The organism is Achromobacter sp. (genome assembly GCF_032113835.1).
Taxonomy (GTDB): domain Bacteria; phylum Pseudomonadota; class Gammaproteobacteria; order Burkholderiales; family Burkholderiaceae_B; genus Achromobacter.
The window spans coordinates 17272-36794 of the sequence record NZ_DAMCTG010000052.1 but is presented as its reverse complement, the minus strand read 5'-3'; the positions used below and the strand labels follow the sequence as shown (position 1 = coordinate 36794).

Genomic DNA, 19523 nt, shown 5'->3' with positions numbered 1-19523 from the left:
CGATCACGCTGAAGGATGCCAAGAACGACCCCGAAGCGCGCGCCGCATTGCAGGCAGATGCGCCGCTACAGGGGCCGGAAAATATACAGCGCCACGGCGGGCAGTTCACGCAAAACGGAATAGCCGTCGCGTAATTCGAAGAATGTGGGGTATGCGCCGCTCACGTCCGCGACGCCCTGGCGCTTGAGCGCGAGCATTGTCCGCGGCACATGGAAATACTGCGTCACGGCCAACGCGCGCGTGTAGCCGTGCTGGCGCATGTAGGCGCTGGCGTGGCGGGCCGTGGCCCAGGTGTCGACGCCGGCGCTGTCCACAACGATGCGGTCGGCGGGCACCCCGCGCGCCAGCAGGTAATCGCGCATGGCCACGGCCTCGTCCGTGCCGGCCGGATCGACGCCGCCGCTGACGAACAGGACGCGGCATCTTGATGCGGCGTAGCAGTCGTACGCGGTGTCGAGCCGCGCGGCCAGGCGTGGCGAAGGCTGGCCGCCGGGTTCAACTTTGTTGCCCAGCACGACGGCCACGTCGGCGTGCCGGGCGCTCGTCATCAGGCCAGTCGCGGCCAGGGCAAAGGCCGCCAGCAGCACCAGCGCGGCCAGAATCGTCACGGCGCGGGTCGCAAATCGGTAGATCGAAAACGTCATGTCGTGTGGCGGAGAGAGTGCGAGGGAAGGAGCTTACGGCAAACGGCGTCGCCTCCCCATTTGTCGTAATGAGAATCATGATTGATAATGCGGCCCTTTCCGCCTGCGATTTTCTGCTGCTCGCCATGTCCCGTCCGCCGCCCTCCGAAAAAGGCTGGCTCGCGCATTATCGCGAGCTGATCGGGACGTGGACGCGGCGCAGCACGAGCCGGCACGACGCGGAGGACGCCGCGCAGGATGTCGTGGCCAACATGCTGCGCAATGGCGAATCCGCCGTGCTGGACCCGAAGGCCTACCTGTATGGCGCCAGCCAGAACCGCCTGAACGGCGAGTTCCGCCGTCAGTCGCGGCGCGAGGTGCTGAGCCTGGACGCGTTGACGGATGCCGAGCATCCCGTGCAGGCGGATCCCGAATCCTCGATACGCGCGGCGCAGCTTGCCGATGCGCTAAAGTCGGCGCTGGCCGAGCTGCCCCTCAAATGCCAGCAGGTGTTCCTGTGGAACAAGCTCGAAGGCTACACGCAGGCCGAAATCGCCGAGAAACTCGGGTTGACGCAAAGCATGGTCGAAAAACACATGAAGCGCGCGCTGACCCATATCCATGACCGGTTGCAAGATCATGCCCCGCACTGATTCCCGCGTGGACGCATCCCGCACGCCTGCGCCGCGCGACCAGGCGGCGCACTGGTTCGCGCGCGAGCGCCTGGGTGCGCTGGACGAGGCCGAACGCCGCGCGTTCGACGCGTGGCTGGCGGCGGATCCGGAAAACTTGCGGCAGTACCGCGCGATGCAGGCCTTGTGGCGCGTGGCGGATAGTCTGCCGCAAGACGAGATGCGCGAGATCCTGGCGCGGTCCGGCGAGGCGCCCGCCCGGCCGGGCCGCCGCCGGTTCGCCGTGGGGCTGTCGGCCGCCTGTGCGTTGACGCTTGCTGCCGGCGTGATTGCCCCGCGGCTGTGGTCGCCGGCGCCCGGTTTCACGCAATCGCTGGCGACCGCGCGGGGAGAGCGCAAGCGCGTGGCCTTGCCCGATGGCTCCCTGGTGGAACTGAACACCGACACGCAACTCCAGGTCGCGCTGTATGCGGACCGGCGCGAGGTCGAACTGCTCGCAGGCGAGGCCCTGTTCACGGTCAGTCCGGACGCAGCGCGGCCCTTCACGGTGAATGCGGGGGCGGCGCAGGTGCGGGTGACGGGAACGCGCTTCAATGTCCGCCGCGAAGGGGATGCCGTGGCGCTGGCGGTGGACGAGGGCAGCGTGGCGTTTTCCGCTGGGTCATGGTGGAACCGGACCACACGCCACCTGACGGCGGGCTACGCCGCGCGCTACGCGCCGGGCACGCCCCTGGTTGCGCCGCACCAGGAAAACGTGGCCGCGATCACGGCCTGGCAGCGTGGCCGTCTTGTGTTTCGCGATACGCCGCTGGCGCAAGTGGTCGCGGAGCTGAACCGCTACCTGCGCAATCCGTTGCGGATTGAAGACCGCAAGCTCGCGCAGCTGCGCGTCGCCGGCACCCTGCCGATCGACGAGCCCGAATCGGTGCTGGACGTGCTGCCCCACATCGCCCCGGTGATCGTGCTGTATCCAGCCGGGGGCGGCGCCGTTCTGGCGCCACGTTAACGCCGGCCGGCCCCGGCCACGTCCCGCGCCGCGAAGCGAAAGGGCGGTCTTCGCCGCTCTGAATTATTTTGTTTCAAATATCCTATCGAGAATCATTCCGGTTTTTTCCGGTCTGCGGCGTCTATCCGTTGAAAGGGGCCGACCTCGCAAGCCGATCGACCCCGGAAGCAACCTTTGGCCAAGGGTGTCGGGCGCGCAAAGCGCGGGCAGTTGTACCGGAATTTTCTACTGATGATGGACAAGCAAGTTAAGCAGCGTGCCGCGGCGCGCAAGGCCGCCAGACGCGGTGCGCACGGCGCCTGCGGCGCGCTGGCGATATCCCTGGCATTGGCATGGGGCGCCATGCCCAACGATGCCGTGGCGCAGACCGCGCCGGTGCAGATCAGCATCACGGCGCAGCCGCTGGGCGATGCACTGCTCCAGTTGGGCGAGCAGGCGTCGCTGGTGATCTTCTATCTGCCCGAAACCGTGCGCGGCCGCACCGCGCCGGCGGTGTCGGGACAACTGACGCCGGACGAGGCGCTGCGCCGGCTGTTGGCGGGCACCGGCATCGCGTTCCAGCGCGACGGGCGCAATGTGTCGCTCACCGCGTCGTCCGGCGGGTCCGCCCAGCTCGAGCCTGTAACGGTGCATGGCGTGGCGGTGGGAACGGCGGACAGTTACTTGGCGCTGTCCAGCCAGAGCGGCAAGCTGGGCGTGCCGCTGATCGAAACGCCGCGTTCCGTGTCGATCGTGACGCAGGAGCAGTTGAAGGTGCAGGCGCCTCGCAACCTGGAAAGCGCGTTGGCCTACACGCCCGGCGTGCAGACGGAGGTGTCGGGATCGAGCGATGCGCGGATGACGGGCGCCGTCATTCGCGGTTTCAGCGACGGCAGCGCCTATTTCAAGGATGGCTTGAAGCAGCTTTCGACCGGCACGTATGCGTCCTGGAACGACAACATCGAAGAACTCGACAGCATCGAAGTGCTGAAGGGTCCCGCGTCGGTGCTGTTCGGCCAGGGGCGGCCGGGCGGTGTCATCAACGTGGTGTCCAAGCGGCCCTCCGCGGATCACGTCAACAGCGTCGGCGCCAGCTACGGCACGTACAACCGCCGCCAGCTCACGGCAGACCTGGGTGGCGCCTTCGACGCCGACCAGAAGGTGCTGTATCGCCTGAACGTGCTGGGCCGCGACAGCGACGGCCGCACGGACGGTTCGCGCGACGACCGGATCTCCGTCGCGCCGTCGATCCTGTGGAACATCACGAACCAGACCCGGGTGACCGTGCTGGGCACGTATTCCAAGGAGCGTGCGACGCCCAAGAGCTGGTGGCCCAATCTGTACACCTATCCGGAGATCGGCGACCTGCCGCTCAGCCGCACCGCGGGCGATCCGGATTTCGATCGTTTCGACCGCGACACGAAGTCCATCGGCTACGCCTTCGAGCACGACACGGACAACGGATGGCGCCTGCGCCAGAACCTGCGCTATTCCGAGATCGACATCGACTACCGGCACATCTATGCGATGGACCTGCTGGACGACCGGCGCACGGTCACGCGCGGCAGCCTGGCTCAACGCACCAACGGCAAGACGTTCGCCGTCGACAGCCGCGCTTCTCGGGACTTCAAGTGGGGCGATCTGCAGCACACCTTTGCGCTGGGCGTGGACTACCTGCGCTACAAGGAGAACGATGCGCTGGGCTTCGGCTGGGATGTGCCCAACCTGGACATCTACGCACCGGTCTATGGACAGAACATCGAGTATCCCGAGCTGGATCCGTCGCGCACGGATCTGAAGCAGACGGGCATCTACACGCTGAACCAGCTCAAGTGGAACAACTGGGTCGGCAACGTGAGCCTGCGGCGCGACTTCGTGCGCACCAACCAGACCAGCGCCACGCAACCGCGCATCAGCGATTCGGCCACGACCGGCAGCGTGGGCCTGCTCTATCTCTTTGACAACGGGGTGGCCCCGTACGTCAGTTACTCGACGGCATTCGATCCGATCACGGGCAAGCAGTTCGACGGCACGGCGTTCAAGCCGCGCGAGGGCAAGCAGTACGAAGTCGGCTTGAAGTGCCAGCCGCCCGGCACCGATGCGCTCTTTACCGCCGCGGTCTTCGACATCCGCCAGACCAACGTGACGACGCAGGACCCGGACCATCCGCGTTTCAGCGTGCAGACGGGCGAGGTGCGTTCCACCGGCGTCGAACTGGAGGCCAAGTTTCCGCTGTCGCGTGAACTCAGCGTGATGGCCGGCTACACCTACATCGACCCGCGCACGACCAAGAGCAATCGCCTGCAGGACGTGGGCCGCCAGCTCACGCAGACCGCGCGCCAGACCGCAAGCCTGTGGCTGGATTACCGGCCGCAGCAGGTGCAGGGCCTGATGCTGGGTGGCGGCTTGCGCTATCGCGGCAAGGCGCCGCTGAACACCGCCGCCGATGGCTCCACGCAATACAACCCGGCCTTCACGCTGGCCGACGTTGCCATCGCCTATGAAACGCCGCGCTACCGTATCGCGCTGAACGTCAACAACGTGTTCGACAAGCGCTACTACACCTACACGTTCCGCGGCATGGAGCGCGAGGCGATGCTGAGCCTGAACTATTACTGGTAGCGGGACAGGGACGGTTCTGCCCGCGCTTGCGGGTAAACGAGCAGTGCGCGCACGCGGGCGGTCGGTCATCCTGGTTAGAATCCAGAGATACCGTCCCGCGCCATCGTGGCTGGCGCACCGTCCCCATGAACCTGCCGTTTCCCATCCGCCAAGAATGTCCTCCCGGCGCCTGTGTGTGCGACCGGGAGCAGTTGCTGGCCAAGCCGGAGACGGACCTGCGTGTCCTGCGGCTGACGCGCGAGGAAGAAAAGCGCCTGGTCGCGCGGCTGGAAAACATCACCAGCCTGGACGACCTGCGGGCGATGCAGGGGCGCATTCAGGCGCAGCTTGGCATCGTTATCCACATCACGCCCAGCGAAAACGAGGTTCGCACCTCGCGCGGCATTTCGATCCAGCTTGAAGATATTCCGGGGCTGTGCCGCAAGACGCGCGCATCGCTGCCGGCCGCCATCCGCCGCGGTTTCGATAACCGGCCGGAGATCGTCTATGAGCTGCTGAACGAGCGCGATCTGCTGAGCGGCACGTGAGGGGAACCCAGCGGCTCTTCGGGGGGCGCCGTGTTGACGCCCCGGGCTGCGATCAGTGTTTGCGGGGGGCCGAGCAGGAATGCAGCGGCACCACGTCCGCGGGCGCGCGCCCAGCATCGGGCCGCGTGACGTCACGCTTCTTGCCGGTGCGGGCGGGATAGATAAGGAGTACGGCGCTGCCGGGTTCGAGCTTGGGACTCTGCGCCGTGCCATAAGCCACGGTCCAGCCGCGCAAGGCCAGCGGCGCCAGCGTGTACTGCAATGCTGATCCGGGCGCCACGTGGGCGACCTTGCCCGCGTAGAGTTCCTGCTGCGGCGTATCGACGCCGTTGATGGTCTGGTAGGTGGCGATGCTGACCAGCGCCGCCGATTCGCCGTGGCGCGCCAGGACGGCGGTCTTGTACTTGCCGGGCGGCAGGTCCTGCAGGTTGACGGTGACGGTGTTGCCGCCCTGGCCGGCGGCGTTCAGATGCACGCCCACGACGTCGGCGTGCGAAAGCGTCTTGTCGCTGGTGTTGCGCACCCGCACGCTGTATTGCCCCGACGTCCCCGTCACCGTGCACACGTCGATGCCGTGTGGGAATCCAGCCTGAAGTGGCGCTGCCTGCCCGGACGCCGCGGCGGCGCTGGCCAGCAGCGCCGCAAACGGGAGGATCAGGCAGCGGGTAGATCGAGAGGGCACGGCACGCTCCGGTTGAGGGCAGCGTGCCGGGCGGCGCGTTGCCTGCCCCTTTTTACACCACTTGACGGCCCGGGGCCGTCTGCTGCTCGCGCTTGCCGGCCAGCCAGTGCAGGATCAGCGCAAGCACCAGCAGGCCCGCCATGATGAAGCCCCAGCAGATCCAGCCCAGCACGGTGATCAGCGATCCCAGGCTGCCGGCAAAGGGCAGGACCTGGTTCAGGCCTTGCGCGGCCCACACCAGGCCCCCTTGCAGCGATTGCAGCCATGCCGGGTCAACCCACGGCGCCGCCCAGGCCGGCGCCACCCACTGCGACGTGTCGATTGCGGTGCCAGGCACCTGCGCCGTGGCGATGGTGGCCAGCACCCAGTCGGTCAGTTGCAGGGTCAGCGCCACCAGCCCGGTCCAAAGCGCCGCGAGTACGGCAAAAACGAGCCAGATGATTTTCTTCATTTGATTAGGTACTCCGATGACTCAAAAAGAACGGCCACGATACCGGGGATTCTATTTCTGAAAAACCAGAGTGGATGTGACAAACATTAAGATAAAACCGAAGCTTTCGCCTGTGCGAGGATCTGCCGGACCAGGGGATGGTGCTGTCCGCGGCGGTTGCGGATGGCATGGATCTCCTCGTGCACGTCGTCACAGCGCGCCAGCGGCCGCAGGCCGCGCAGCAGCGCGACGTCGTCCCCGCCCAGCCGGCTGAGCGGAAAAACGCCCAGGCCCCGCGCCGCAAACACGGACATGAGCGCACTGTCCTCGAACTCGCCCACCACGTTCGGGTAGACGCCCTGTTCGGCGAACCAGCGGTCCAGCGTCTGGCGCAGCACCGAGTGGCCGGTGGGCAGCAGCACGGGCAGGCGTTGCAGACAGCCCGGAAAATCCAGCGTGTCCGACTTGCGCACCAGCTTGGCCGGGCCGTACCAGTCCACCGGGGACGACACGAGGCGGTCGCTGGTCAGCCGCAGGTTGGGATTGGCGGGGGCGCCCTGGCCGGCCAGTACGAGGTCCAGGTGATGCCGCGCCAGCTCGCCCAGCAGTTCCTCGACTTCACCTTCATGACACGTCAAATGCAGATCGGGCGTGTGCAGCACGGGCCCCAGCAAGGCGTGTGCCGCCAGTTTGGAAATGCCGTCGGACAGGCCCACGGACAGGCGTACGACGGGCTTGGTGGCGGCGGCGCGAACTTCCTGTGGCAAAACCTGCCCGATCTGGAAGATTTCTTCGGCGCGGGCGAAGGCCGCTTCGCCGGCGTCGGTCAGCGTTACGCCGCGGCCGGCCGGCTTGAGCAGCTGATGGCCGAGGTTTCTTTCCAGTTCGCGGACCTGCGCGCTGATGGTCTGGATGGCCATGTCCAGGCGCTCGGCGGCGCGGGAAAACCCGCCCTCCTTGGCGACCATCCAGAAGTAGTAGAGGTGGCGGTAGTTCAGCATGGGTGTTGGCTCACTTAGTCGGCTCACTTTTTCGGCCAACTTCGGTTTTTTCGAACCTTAACTCACTTTCAGGCTGATTTCTCCATCCCCGACGGATCCGGATCATGGGCACCTTCGAATCTAGCGGGGCAATCATGGACACTTTGATCACCTTCTTCAACGCCGATTTCCTAGGCACGCCAACGTGGAGCTGGCTGCTCTTCATCAGCATCGTCGTCAGTCTCCTGGCCTTTGACCTGGGCGTGCTGCACAAGGAAGACCGCGAGATCGGCGTGCGTGAAAGCCTGCTGCTTTCCGCCGGCTACATCACCGCCGCCGTGCTGTTCGGTGGCTGGGTCTGGTGGAACATGGGCGCCGAAAGCGGCATGGCCTACTACACGGGCTTCATGATCGAGAAATCGCTGTCCATGGACAACGTGTTCGTGATCGCGCTGATCTTCAGCTTCTTCGCGATCCCGCGCCAGTACCAGCACCGTGTGCTGTTCTGGGGCATCCTGGGCGTGATCGTGCTGCGCGCCACGATGATCGGCCTGGGCGCCGCGCTGGTCAGCAACTTCGGCTGGCTGCTGTATCTGTTCGGCGCGTTCCTCGTGTTCACGGGCATCAAGATGTGGATGATCGCGGACCAGACGCCTGACATCGCGACCAACCCGATCCTGAAGTTCCTGAAGCGTCACATGCGTGTCACGGACGGCCTGCGCGGCAATGCGTTCATGGTGACCGAAACCGATCCGGCGACGTCCAAGAAGGTACGTTATGCGACGCCGCTGCTGCTGGCCCTGGTGCTGATCGAGTTCGTCGACCTGGTGTTTGCCGTGGACTCGGTGCCTGCGATCTTCGCCATCACGACCGACCCGTTCATCGTGTACACCAGCAACATCTTCGCGATCCTGGGCCTGCGTGCGCTGTACTTTGCCCTGGCGGCGATGATCCACCGCTTCCATTACCTGAAGTACGCGTTGGCTCTGGTCCTGGTTTTCATCGGCACGAAGATCTTCCTGGTCGGCTTCATCGGCAAGGTGCCTCCCGCGATCTCGCTGGGCGTGACCTTCAGCCTGATCCTTGGCGGTGTGCTGTTCTCGCTGTGGAAAACCCGCTCGGATGAGTTGAAGCCCCAGTAATCCGGCTTCCCGCCCCACAGACCCGCCCGCCGGCAAACCCGGCGGGCGGGTTTTTCTTTGTGGCGAGCCATATGCGCGGGATATGGCAGACGGCGGCTTTGTGGATTTGTCATGAGATAGGGCCAGGCGTAGAGTCGGCAGCTGACAAGTCGCCATTCAGCCGAACCCAAGGAACGATCATGAACACCTGGTCCGCCAAGCAGTATTCAGCCTTTGAAAACGAACGCACGCGTCCGGTGCGGGACCTGGTGGCGGCGCTGCCCAACCTGGTGGTCAAACGGGCGGTGGACCTGGGTTGCGGGCCGGGCAACTCCACCGAGGTGCTGGCCAGCCGCTATCCGGATGCGGAAATTTCAGGCATGGACAGTTCGCAGGACATGATTGACGCCGCACGCAAGCGCATGCCCGCGCTGTCGTTTGAGCTGGCCGACATCGCCAGCTGGAATCCGCCGCAGGCGTACGACGTGATCCTGGCCAACGCCGCGCTGCAGTGGGTGCCCGACCACGCCACGCTGTACCCGGCGCTGGTGGCCAAGCTGGCGCCCGGCGGCAGCCTGGCCGTGCAGACGCCGGACAACCTGGAAGAGCCCGCGCACCGTCTTGCCCGGCAGGTGGCCGGCGAGGCGCCCTGGGCCGCCAAGACCGGCGGCGTGAAGCATCCGCCGCGCCACAGCGCGGCGTGGTATTACGAATTGCTCAAGCCGCATTGCGGCACGCTGGATGTGTGGCGCACGACCTATCACCATCCGCTCGCGGGCGCCGCGGCGGTGGTGGAATGGTTCAAAGGCACGGCGCTGCGGCCGTATCTGGACAAGCTGGACGCCGATGAGCAGGCGGGCTTTCTGGCGCGCTATCAGTCGTTGATCGAAGCGGCCTATCCCGCGCTGGCGGACGGCACCGTGCTGCTGCCGTTTCCGCGGCTTTTCATCGTGGCGAGCGCGAAGCAGGCGTAATGACGGACCCGTCGGTCTTGTCGGCGAAGTAACGCGCAGGCGTCTTGCCCAGCGTCTTCTTGAACATCGTGATGAAGGCGCTGACCGACTCGTACCCAAGGTCCTCCGCCGTGCGTTGCACCGACACGCCCGCCGACAGGCGCTGCAGGGCCAGGATGATGTGCAATTGCTGGCGCCAGCGGCCAAAGCTCATGCCGACTTCCTGCTGCACCAGCCGCGCGAGCGTGCGTTCGCTCATGGCGACGCGCTTGCCCCACTGCGCGACGGTGCTGCGGTCGGCGGGATCCGCGTTCAGCGCGCCGGCGATTTCGCGCAGGCGTGGATGGTCGGAGATGGGCAGGTGCAGCTGCTCGGCGGGCATTTGCGACAGCTGGTCCAGCAGCACGTCGGCCAGCTTGCGGTTGGCGTCGGCCGCGGCCTCGGCGGGCGTCAGGTGGGCAAGGTGAACGACCAGCTCGCGCACCAGCGGGGTGATCGACAGCGTGCAGCAAGCGGTGGGCAGACGCGGCGCGTCGGCCGGCACGAACAGAAAGCACACGCGGCCGTTGGCGGTGACGCGATTGCTATGCGGCACGCCGCCGGGAATCCAGACGGCGCACTGCGGCGGCACCATCCACAGGCCCTGCGCCACCGAGCACGTGACCCCGCCGCGCAGCGCCAGGACGAGCTGGCCCATGTGATGCCGATGCGTGGGCGATTCGTTGTCCCGCTCGGCCGCGTGCACGGGCATGGCAAATGCCCATTGCGTGGGGCTGTCGGGATCAAAAGGGGCGGGGGGCGTGTCGGGCGTGCGCATGGGCGGCGGCCGGGCAGAAGGGCTGGGTTGGCCGGATTGCGAGAGAGTTTGTCATTATCTCGAAATTCGGTAAAGCGGCCGATGCGTAAGCTGGGCGGGATCGAATAGGGCCTCCCTACCTGAAGAATTTCCAAGCTGACCCATGCAAGCCTCCCGCCACCCGATGCCAAGCCACCCCACAGCCGGTCACCCGATGCCAAGCCACCCCACATCCAGCCACCCGGCCCCCAGCCGCCCCGCGCTGCTGATCCTCGGCATCCTCTGCATCGCGATGGCCCTGCGCGCGCCGTTCACCGGCGTGCCGCCGCTCATCGGCCTCATCCGCGGCGAGCTGGGCCTGTCGTCGGCGGCGGCGGGGATGCTCATCACGCTGCCGCTGCTGGCCTTCGCGGTCGTGTCGCTGTTTGCCGCCGGACTGGCGCGCCGATTCGGATTGGAGCGCACGCTGTTCGCGGCGCTGCTGCTGATCGCCGGCGGGATCGGGATCCGCGTGCTGGGCGATGCCGTGGGGCTGTACGCGGGCACGGCCATCGTCGGCGGGGGCATTGCGCTGGGCAACGTGTTGCTGCCCAGCCTGTTGAAGCGCGATTTTCCGCAACGTCTGGCGGGCCTGACGTCGGCTTATGTGCTGACGATGGGCCTCGCGGCCGGGCTGGCGTCGGCCATCGCGATTCCGCTGGCCGAATTGCCGATGTCCAATCTTCAACTGGGCGGCTGGCGGTTTTCGACGCTGTGCATGCTGGCGCTGCCGCTGCTCAGCCTCTTGCTGTGGCTACCGCAGCTTGCCAACCATACGCCGCCCGCCGCGACCACCGCGCATGCGCCACATGGCGTGCGCCTGTGGCGCTCGCCGCTGGCCTGGCAGGTCACGGCGTACCTGGGCATCAATTCGTTCGTGTTCTATGTGGCGGTGAGCTGGCTGCCGGCCATCCTGCACGACGCGGGCTATTCGGCCGAGCGCGCCGGATCGCTGCACGGCTTCATGCAGTTGGCGTCCGCCGCGCCCGCGCTGTTTCTGGCGCCGTTGCTGCGCCGGTTGAAGGACCAACGCGCGGCGGCGTTCTGCGCGGCGGGCGCGTCGTTCGTGGCGTTCACGGGCCTGATCGCGGCGCCTGAATGGGGCGTGGTGTGGATCGCGTTCCTGGGGTTGGGCACCGGCGCGGGCATCATCCTGGGCCTGGCGTTTGTCGGGCTGCGCGCCAGCCACGCGCAACAGGCGGCGGCCCTGTCGGGCATGGCGCAGTGCGTGGGGTATCTGTTCGCCGCGACGGGTCCGACGCTGGTGGGCAGCGTACATGACGCGCTGGGCGGCTGGGGCGCGGCGCTGGGCGTGTGCGCCGCGTTGTGCGCGCTGATGGCGCTGGCCGGGCTGTACGCCGGGCGCGCTATCCTGATTGGCCGGCCTGGCGCTTCCACAGTTGCACCAGCGTCGGCGGCGCATCCGCCTCGGGCACGTCAAAAGTGATCCGCGGCGCGTCCGCGCCTGCGAATTCGACTTCAACGTGGAAATAGCGCTGGTCGCCGCGTGCGTCCGGCCCGCAGGACACGGCCTTGGGCGCGGCATGCAGCAGCGCCTCGCACACTTCCTGCCGCATGCCCGGCGGGCAGGCGGTCATGTCGATGTGGCGCGGCTGCGCCAGGCCGGGCAGGTACGCCAGACCGCCCTCGCGGGTCAGGCGCACCAGTTGGGCGAGATCCAGCGAAGGCAGTTCGATCATGGCAGCACTCCCACGCCCTTCCAGGCCTCGTCGATGGCGCGGCGCACGGCCGCATCGTGCTTCTCGTCGGCGATCTGGATCGTCAGGCCCGCAAAGTCCTTGAAGCCGGCGTCGTGGCGCAGGCGTTTGTCGCACAACGTGTCGTACCAAACCTGGCCGGCGCCTTGCCACGCATTGCCATCCAACGCGGTGGCGGCCAGATAGAACGCGCGGTTCGGAATGCCCGAATTGATGTGCACGCCGCCGTTGTCGCGCGGCGTATCGACGTAGTCGCGCATGTGCGCGGGCTGCGGGTCCTTGCCCAGCACCGGATCGTCGTATGCGGTGCCCGGCTCGGCCATCGAGCGCAGCGCGCGCGCCTGCACCTTTTCCGTGAAGAGGCCCTGACCCACCAGCCAGTCCGCCTGCCGGGCGGTCTGGCCCAGCGAATACTGCTTGACCAGCGCGCCGAACACGTCGCACAGCGATTCGTTCAGCGCGCCCGATTGGCCCTGATAGAGCAGGGCCGCCTCGGTGTCGATCACGCCGTGCGTGAGTTCGTGGCCGATGATGTCGACGGCGATGGTGAAGCGGTTGAAGATTTCGCCGTCGCCATCGCCGAACACCATCTGCGCCCCGTTCCAGAAGGCGTTTTCGTAGTCTTCGCCGTAATGCACCGTGCCGATCAGCGGCAGGCCATGCGCGTCGATGGAGTGGCGCTTGTACACGTTCCAGAACAGCTTGTAGGTCGAACCCAGATGCGCGTAGGCCTCGTCGACCGCGGCGTCGCCGCTGGGCCGCGCGCCTTCGGCCCGCACCAGCTTGCCGGGCAGCGTGGTGCTGTTGCCTGCGTCGTGCACGGCGCGGTCGGGTGTGCCGGCCGGCGCCACCTGGCGCGCCGGCGCCAGCGTTGCACGCGGCGGCTGCTCGGCCATCTCGCGCAGGCTGCGTTGCTGCTGATCGATGATCATCGTCTTGACGGCGGGCATGCTGACGCGCGCATCGGTGTGCTGCGCAAGCCGGTCCAGCATGTAGGGCGGGACCACTCCGATCAGAGGAGCGGACTCGGAAGGGCGGGGCATGGTCGGTCTCCGGCAAAGGCGCCGGAGGACACCCCGGCGCGTGCCTGGTTAACGTAGCAGATGGGTGAACAGCGCGCCGTAACAGGATGCGGCGCGATGCGCGGCGGCAACGCGCGCGCCTCGACAGCGCAGCGCCGATCCGGTAGCGTCTTGCGCTTTCCTGTTTTTGCCGGATCCTTGCATGCCCACTCCTGACTACCGCATCACATCCCTGTCGCTCACCGATACGCACGTGCTGTTGACGCTTGCCGACGGCCGCGAGGTCAAGGAGCCGATCCGGCGGCACATCCGTGTGCACGAGGCGGCGCCCGAGGCGCGCGCGCAATGGCAGTTGGTGGACGATGGGCATGGCGTGGTGTGGCCGGCGCTGGCTGCACCCGTGCCGGAAGGCATGCTGAACGTGCACGACCTGCTGTGGGACCTGCGCTACGAGCACGCCATGGCGACGCTGCAAGCCGCCGAATGGAAGCTCGACCGGCTATCGGAAACCGACCAGGAACTGGTGGCCTTGTGGCGCATGGAGGCCGACATCAACAATGGCGGCTTCATGCAGTTTCTGTGCAACTGGGGCGACCAGACCTGCCAGCTGGCGTTGCAGGCGCTGCGCAAGATCGGCGCCGTGCACATGCTGGACATCCTGTCGCGCATGCGCGGGCTCATCGACCGTTTCGAGGCCTCGCCCGAAGTCGTGCAGCTCAACGACATCTACGGCCTGATGACCGAGGAAGAGCAGGAGCAGATGGAAGCGCTGGACCATGCATTCTGGGATTATCCGGACTCGTTGTCGCGGCTGGGCTTGCGCTGGTACGGCGCCTGAAACCGCCAGATTTGGCGCAACAGAAACGTTCAGAAACGTATCGCCACATTACGTCGATACACGCCTGCGGCGGCTCCGCCGCTGCGGGATAGAATCCCGTCCTTCTTTCCCGGGGGGGACGCTCGATGCGGTATTTCCTGATCTTGGTGGGGGCGGCGGTGATCGCCTATCTGCTCGCGCGCGGCATCGCTGCGGTGCTCTCGGACCGTAAACGCAAAAGAACAGACAGGGATTGGAAGTGAAGATGAAGCCGACAGATATCCAGATGGTCAAGACGATCGGCGCGGTCAAGCCGCGCAACCTGAAATTCGCCATTGGCACCGCGCTCATCTTCCTGCTGATCCTGTTCATCGCCTTCGGATCGTGGTTCCAGGTGGACCAGGGCGAACGCGGCGTGGTGCTGCGCAACGGCAAGCTCGTGCGCGTGGCCGAGCCCGGCCTGGATTTCAAGACGCCGTTCATCGACAACGTGATGACGGTGTCCGTGCGCGATCACACCTTCGTGTTCGAAAAGCTCGAGGCCTACAGCTACGACCAGCAGCCAGCGACGCTGCGCGTGTCGGTCACGTACCGCGTGCCGTCCGAGCACGTGGCCGAGCTCTATTCCGAGTACGGCACCATCGCCAACCTGCAGATGCGCGTGCTGGAACGCAAGACGCCGGACGCGGTGAAGAACGTGTTCGGCCAGTACACCGCCGTGCGCGCCATCCAGGAACGCCAGAAGCTGGGCCTGGACGTGAACAACGCCGTACTCAAGACGATGGAAGGCGCGCCGGTGCAGGTGGTGGGCGTGCAGATCGAAGAAGTGGGCTTTTCGCAGGCCTATGAGCACTCGATCGAACAGCGCATGCTGGCGCAGGTGCAGATCGAGACGACGCGCCAGCAAAAGGAAACGGCGATGATCACCGCCGAGATCCAGGTGGTCAAGGCCAAGGCAGAAGCCGATGCGCGCCGTCAGCAGTTCACCGCGGAAGCCGACGGCATCCGCATGCGCGGCGAAGCCGAGGCGGCGTCTATCCGCGCCAAGGCCGAAGCGCTGGCCGCCAACACCAATCTGGTGAGCCTGAACGCCGTTGAAAAGTGGGATGGCGTGCTGCCGTCCACGCAGGTGCCGGGCGCCGCGCTGCCGTTCATCGGCATCAAATAGCGGCCGCGCTGGCAGGATGCACCGGCGGGGCGGAAAGCTCCCGCCGCCGGCGCGCGAAGTCCACGATGTGTTCGCCGGACACCGCCTTGCTGTAATACCAGCCCTGCACGACGATCTCCGCGCTGGACGCCAGCGCGGACAACTGCCCCTCCGTTTCCACGCCCTCGACGATGATCTGCAGGTTCAGCGCCTCGCAGAATCGCAGCAGGCCGCTCATCACCAGCGCGCCCCGGTCGTGGCTCTGCGCCATCACGAAGCTGCGGTCGATCTTGACCGCGTCGATCTGGAACTGGTGCAGATAGCTCAGCGCCGAATACCCCGTGCCGAAGTCGTCGATATAGACGCGCGCGCCGATGCCATGCAGGCGGTCGAATGCCGTGTGCAGCGCCTCGGCGTCCTCGACCAGCGCGTCTTCCGTCAGCTCGACTGAAACCTGGCCTTGGACCTGCGCCAGCACCTTGATCAACCGGTCGAGAAAAGCCGGCGCCGTCAATGTGCCGCTCGTGACGTTGATGGTCATCGGCATCGTGAAGCCCTGCTCCCGCCATGCCAGGCATTGCAGCACCGCCTGCCGCGCCACCCAGAGATCGACTTCGCGCATCAGGTCGGCCCGCGCCAGCCAGCGCAAAAATTCCAGCGGCGCCTGTTGCGTGCCTTCGGGGCCGGTGGCGCGCAGCAGGGCCTCGCAGCCGGTGCATAGACCCGTGCGCAGCGATACCTGCGGCTGGAACTCCAGGTAGAAGTCGTATTCGCTGATGGCGCGGATGCGCGCGACCTCGGCCTGGCGGCGCGCGCGCGTGGCGTAGGTGGACGCGACGGGGTCATGCGCATACAGCAGGGATTCTTCCTGCAACTGCGGAAAAGTCGTGTCCAGCGACTTGAAGTAGACCGTGGCGTCGGCCTGGCGCTGCCGCTCTAGCGCGATCAGAAAGGGCACGTAGATGCACGCGCCCAACGCCACCAGCCCGCATTGCAGCGCAATCCCCGCCAGGTGTTCGCCCGCGCCAAGGTAGGCGTTGAACAGCACGGGCGACGTCAACGGCAGAGCGACGGTGGCGGGGGCCAGCCACCCCAGCTGAACTACTGCCACCGCAATCAGCACATTGACCACGGGCGTCAGCACGAAGGGCAGCAACAGACGGGGATTCAGGATGAGCGGCAGGCCGAACAGCAGGATCTCGTTGATGTTCAGCAGCGACACCGGAATGCTGGCCAGCGCCAGCACCCGCAGCGGATCGCTGCGCGAGAACAGCAGGATCGCCACCACCAGCGACAACGTCGCGCCTGAGCCGCCGATGAAGACGAACGCGCCCAGCAGCGTGCCGTTCAGCACATAGACGCCTTCATAGCCTGCGGCGACGCTCGTGGCGTTGAGCCGGGTCGCCTGGTCCAGCACGTCCATGATGGGCGCCATGGCCTGCGCGCCGTGTATGCCGAAGAACCAGAACAGGGAATTGAGCGCCGCCACCAGCGCGCCGGATGTGTAGGGGCTGTCCAGCGATGCGAGGCTCAGCGGAATGTCGACCTGCGCCACCGCGGGAATACGCAACGCGGCCGACAGCGCCGCCATCACCAGGCCGGCCGTCAGCAATCCCGGCACGATCATGTTCAGCGAGTCGCGGACGTTCTCGCCGATCAGTCCGTCCGGCGCCAGTTGCGTCCAGCGGCGCCGGTGCAGCCAGGCCATCGCCGGCACGGCGGCGATCGGCGTGACGATCGCGATGAACAAGGTGAGCGTGGCGGCCGCGCGAGGGTAGGGCGACAGCAGGTTTTCGGCGATGACGACAAAGCACAGGCACAGCAGCGCGGTGGGCAGGTGCGGAAGCCGATGGCGGATCGACAGCATGTAGCCGATGGCCGTCCCGGCCAGCAGCGGGATGACGCCCGACAGCGCGCGGTGCAGACCGGCCAGCAGATCGGCGATGGGGGCGGGCAGGCCAAGCAGCCTCGCGCAGACGGACAGCACGAGAAACAGGGCCGAGACCAGCAGGCAGGGCATGGCCCACAGCAGGCCTTCGCGGATGGCGCGCAGGGAATTGGCGCTTGCCAAGGCGGCCAGCCGATCTCTTGGGTACTGCGGAAAGATCGATTTCGGCATGGCCGTCTTGTGGCGCGAGGGGCCGGGCGATTCATGTTCTGCCCGGGGGTAAAAATCCGTTGCCGCATGCTAGCGCCTGTGTTCGGGCTTTAGCAATGCAAAAACGTGGGGGCGGCCTAGGGATTCCCCTCTGTCAAGAATTGGAAGTTCAGTCTTTTTGACAGGGGACAAGCCGGTCCGGACGCTATACGATCAGTGAGATCCGCCCCTGCAAGGACCGCGCGTCCCTGCACATAAGCTTCACCAGGAGGAGACCTGATGCCTCAATTGGATTGGACGCCCGGCGACACCGTGCCGGACCGCCAGGGTTATTACGAGACGCGGCTCGATACCGGCGGCACCGCGATTTCGCTGTACAGCGTATTGGGCTGGATGCCCTTGAAGACACCAGGCAATCTGGTGAGTTGGCGCGCGTTGCCGCCCGCCGTCGAACGCCAGGAAGCCGAACGCCATTTACAAGAAATACGCGCCGCGCAGAGCCACGTGCCGATGGATTACTAGCGCGGGTCACGCAGTCAGGCCGATGGCGCGGCGGCAGCGCCTTGCAAAGACGAAAACCGCATCTATAATTGCGAATCATTTTCATCTCGTCTTGCTCTCAGGCGGCGACGCCGGGCCGCACCGCCATGCCATCCTCCTCATTTGCCTCTCGTGCAGAGGTGCAGTCCGTTTACCAGGCCCACCACCACTGGCTGCGGGGCGTGTTGCAACGCAAGCTGGGCAATGCGTCGGACGCGGCCGATCTGGCGCACGACACGTTCGAGCGCCTGATCCGCGCCAATGTCCGCGAACCGCTCAATGAACCGCGCGCCTACCTGCGCACCATCGCCACCCGATTGCTGATCGGCCGCGCGCGCCGCGCCGCGCTGGAAGCCGCCTATGCCGAATCGCTGGCGCTGCAGCCCGAGGCCGTCGAACCATCGGTCGAGGCCCGCGCGCTGATCCTGGAGGCGCTGGCGGAAGTCTGCGAACTGCTGGACGCCTTGCCGATGACCAGCCGCCGGATCTTCCTGATGGCGCAGATCGACGGCCTGTCGTATGCCGAGATCGGCCAGCAGTTGGGCCTGACGCCGAACGCCGTGCAGAAGTCGCTGGCGCGCGCGCTGGTGCACTGCTACACGGCCGTGTACGGCTGATCTCCGAATTCATGGACAACGCCAAACTGCTGCGGCCGCACGCGCCCGAGGCGGGCGCCATCGACCCGAAAGTGATCCGGCAGGCCGCGGACTGGTGGGCGCGTCTGCGTGAAGACGCCAGCCCCGCCGACCGCGAACGCTTCGAGCGCTGGCGGCGGGCGGAACCCGCCCACGAACTGGCCTGGCAGCGGCTGGGCGCATTGACGCGCGACGTCGCGGCCGGCGTGGCGCAGGCGGGGCCGTCGGTGGCGTCGCGCACCTTGCTGCAGGCGCCGCTGATCCAATCCCGCCGTACCGCACTGCGCCTGATGTTCGCCGCCGTTGGCGTGGGTCTGGGCGCGTGGGCCGTGGGCGAGCGTGACGCGATCCGCCGCTTGTCGGCGGACCTGCGCACCGGCACCGGCGAACGCCGGTCAGTGACGCTGCCGGACGGCACGCTGGTGGAGTTGAATGCCGGCACCGCGGTGGATCTGCGCTATACCGCGAGCCAACGCGAACTGGTGCTGCTGCACGGCGAAATCCTGATCGCAACCGCGCGCGATGCGAACGGCCGGCCGTTCAGCGTGCGCACGCGCGGGGGCGTGGTGACGCCGGTGGGCACGCGCTTTCTGGTGCGCGACCTGGAGGCGGGCCGCATGCGGGTGGCGGTGCTGGAAGGCGCGGTGGATGTGCGTGGCTTGGCGCCGGACGCGGCGCCGCGGCGCGTGCGGGCCGGCGAACAGGCGGAATTCACCGCAGGCGGCAGCTTTGCGCCGGGAACGCTTGAACCCGGCGTGTCGGCCTGGCTTGACGGCATGCTGATCGCGGACGAAATGCCCTTGGCGGCGTTCCTGAACGAGCTGGGTCGCTACCGTCCGGGCCTGCTGCATTGCTCGGACGCGGTTGCCGGACTGCGCGTGGTGGGGGCGTTCCCGCTGGCCGACACCGAAAAGGTGCTGGCCATGCTGGAAGAAATCCTCCCGGTGCAGGTGCGCCGCTATACGCGTTACTGGGTGACGGTGAGCCACGTGTGAACCGCGTTGCCCTGTGATTCTCGTCCCTCGATGAGCCGCGTTTTCCTGCATCGCCGGCTTTTTTGTAACAGCAACGGCGGATATCCCGATCTCGCGCTTCATGTAAGGAAAGCAGCCCGTGTCTCGCGGCTGCGCCGACCTTTCATGAGCCTGGGAACCCC

The 19523-nt window shown here is 66.6% G+C and carries 20 protein-coding genes; 12 read left to right on the top strand and 8 right to left on the bottom strand.

What is annotated here, in order from left to right:
- Positions 1-65: 65 nt before the first annotated feature.
- A complete protein-coding gene (locus tag RT697_RS17750) occupies positions 66-644 on the bottom strand; it encodes a YdcF family protein (protein WP_313700638.1) in 579 nt (192 codons plus the stop codon).
- 77 nt (positions 645-721) lie between these two features.
- Between RT697_RS17750 and RT697_RS17745 the strand changes: the two genes are divergently transcribed.
- From RT697_RS17745 to RT697_RS17730, 4 genes are all read left to right on the top strand, one after another.
- On the top strand, positions 722-1276 hold the full coding sequence (locus RT697_RS17745; RefSeq protein ID WP_313700637.1) for a sigma-70 family RNA polymerase sigma factor: 555 nt from the start codon (positions 722-724) through the stop codon (positions 1274-1276).
- On the top strand, positions 1263-2261 hold the full coding sequence (locus tag RT697_RS17740) for a FecR family protein (protein WP_313700636.1): 999 nt from the start codon (positions 1263-1265) through the stop codon (positions 2259-2261). Before RT697_RS17745 ends, RT697_RS17740 begins: the two co-directional genes overlap by 14 nt.
- Before the next feature lie 231 nt (positions 2262-2492).
- Entirely contained in the window at positions 2493-4862 is a 2370-nt protein-coding gene (locus RT697_RS17735; protein WP_313700634.1) for a TonB-dependent siderophore receptor, read from the top strand.
- A gap of 125 nt (positions 4863-4987) precedes the next feature.
- Complete coding sequence (locus RT697_RS17730) at positions 4988-5389, top strand: hypothetical protein (RefSeq protein ID WP_313700632.1); 402 nt, start codon at positions 4988-4990, stop codon at positions 5387-5389.
- Between the two features lie 52 nt (positions 5390-5441).
- Here RT697_RS17730 and RT697_RS17725 read toward each other — a convergent pair whose 3' ends face one another.
- The 3 genes from RT697_RS17725 to RT697_RS17715 form a co-directional block, all read right to left on the bottom strand.
- Positions 5442-6071 carry a hypothetical protein gene (locus RT697_RS17725; RefSeq protein ID WP_313700630.1) on the bottom strand — a complete coding sequence of 210 codons (630 nt, stop codon included), beginning with the start codon at positions 6069-6071 and terminating at the stop codon, positions 5442-5444.
- A gap of 52 nt (positions 6072-6123) precedes the next feature.
- The gene (locus RT697_RS17720; RefSeq protein WP_313700628.1) at positions 6124-6522 is read right to left on the bottom strand and encodes a hypothetical protein; all 399 of its coding nucleotides are present in this window, start codon (positions 6520-6522) and stop codon (positions 6124-6126) included.
- 86 nt (positions 6523-6608) lie between these two features.
- Entirely contained in the window at positions 6609-7502 is an 894-nt protein-coding gene (locus tag RT697_RS17715; protein ID WP_313700626.1) for a LysR family transcriptional regulator, read from the bottom strand.
- Between the two features lie 134 nt (positions 7503-7636).
- On the opposite strand from RT697_RS17715, the gene RT697_RS17710 reads away from it, so the two are divergent.
- Both RT697_RS17710 and tam read left to right on the top strand, forming a co-directional pair.
- On the top strand, positions 7637-8623 hold the full coding sequence (locus RT697_RS17710; protein ID WP_313700624.1) for a TerC family protein: 987 nt from the start codon (positions 7637-7639) through the stop codon (positions 8621-8623).
- A gap of 179 nt (positions 8624-8802) precedes the next feature.
- Positions 8803-9576, top strand: a complete 774-nt coding sequence (gene tam / locus RT697_RS17705; RefSeq protein WP_313700622.1) for a trans-aconitate 2-methyltransferase — start codon at positions 8803-8805, stop codon at positions 9574-9576.
- On the opposite strand, the gene RT697_RS17700 is transcribed toward tam, so the two are convergent.
- Positions 9548-10372, bottom strand: coding sequence for a helix-turn-helix transcriptional regulator (locus RT697_RS17700; protein ID WP_313700620.1), 825 nt, complete (start codon positions 10370-10372; stop codon positions 9548-9550). The genes tam and RT697_RS17700 overlap by 29 nt on opposite strands.
- Positions 10373-10565: 193 nt before the next feature.
- On the opposite strand from RT697_RS17700, the gene RT697_RS17695 reads away from it, so the two are divergent.
- Complete coding sequence (locus RT697_RS17695; protein WP_313700618.1) at positions 10566-11837, top strand: MFS transporter; 1272 nt, start codon at positions 10566-10568, stop codon at positions 11835-11837.
- Here RT697_RS17695 and RT697_RS17690 read toward each other — a convergent pair.
- Both RT697_RS17690 and RT697_RS17685 read right to left on the bottom strand, forming a co-directional pair.
- Entirely contained in the window at positions 11758-12090 is a 333-nt protein-coding gene (locus RT697_RS17690) for a protealysin inhibitor emfourin (RefSeq protein WP_313700616.1), read from the bottom strand. The two genes, RT697_RS17695 and RT697_RS17690, sit on opposite strands and share 80 nt — an antisense overlap.
- Positions 12087-13151, bottom strand: a complete 1065-nt coding sequence (locus RT697_RS17685) for a M4 family metallopeptidase (RefSeq protein WP_313700614.1) — start codon at positions 13149-13151, stop codon at positions 12087-12089. Before RT697_RS17685 ends, RT697_RS17690 begins: the two co-directional genes overlap by 4 nt.
- Before the next feature lie 181 nt (positions 13152-13332).
- Here RT697_RS17685 and RT697_RS17680 point away from each other — a divergent pair, with 181 nt between their 5' ends.
- Entirely contained in the window at positions 13333-13968 is a 636-nt protein-coding gene (locus tag RT697_RS17680) for a DUF4375 domain-containing protein (protein WP_313700613.1), read from the top strand.
- A 244-nt stretch (positions 13969-14212) separates the two neighbouring features.
- Positions 14213-15115, top strand: a complete 903-nt coding sequence (locus tag RT697_RS17675; protein ID WP_409517454.1) for an SPFH domain-containing protein — start codon at positions 14213-14215, stop codon at positions 15113-15115.
- On the opposite strand, the gene RT697_RS17670 is transcribed toward RT697_RS17675, so the two are convergent.
- Positions 15108-17213, bottom strand: coding sequence for a PTS sugar transporter subunit IIC/EAL domain-containing protein (locus RT697_RS17670; protein ID WP_313700611.1), 2106 nt, complete (start codon positions 17211-17213; stop codon positions 15108-15110). The two genes, RT697_RS17675 and RT697_RS17670, sit on opposite strands and share 8 nt — an antisense overlap.
- Positions 17214-17471: 258 nt before the next feature.
- On the opposite strand from RT697_RS17670, the gene RT697_RS17665 reads away from it, so the two are divergent.
- The 3 genes from RT697_RS17665 to RT697_RS17655 all read left to right on the top strand — a co-directional run bounded on the left by RT697_RS17665 (position 17472) and on the right by RT697_RS17655 (position 19362).
- A complete protein-coding gene (locus RT697_RS17665) occupies positions 17472-17714 on the top strand; it encodes a hypothetical protein (RefSeq protein ID WP_313700609.1) in 243 nt (80 codons plus the stop codon).
- 158 nt (positions 17715-17872) lie between these two features.
- Entirely contained in the window at positions 17873-18349 is a 477-nt protein-coding gene (locus RT697_RS17660; RefSeq protein ID WP_313700607.1) for a sigma-70 family RNA polymerase sigma factor, read from the top strand.
- An 11-nt stretch (positions 18350-18360) separates the two neighbouring features.
- Positions 18361-19362, top strand: coding sequence for a FecR domain-containing protein (locus RT697_RS17655; protein ID WP_313700605.1), 1002 nt, complete (start codon positions 18361-18363; stop codon positions 19360-19362).
- The last annotated feature ends 161 nt before the right edge of the window (positions 19363-19523 follow it).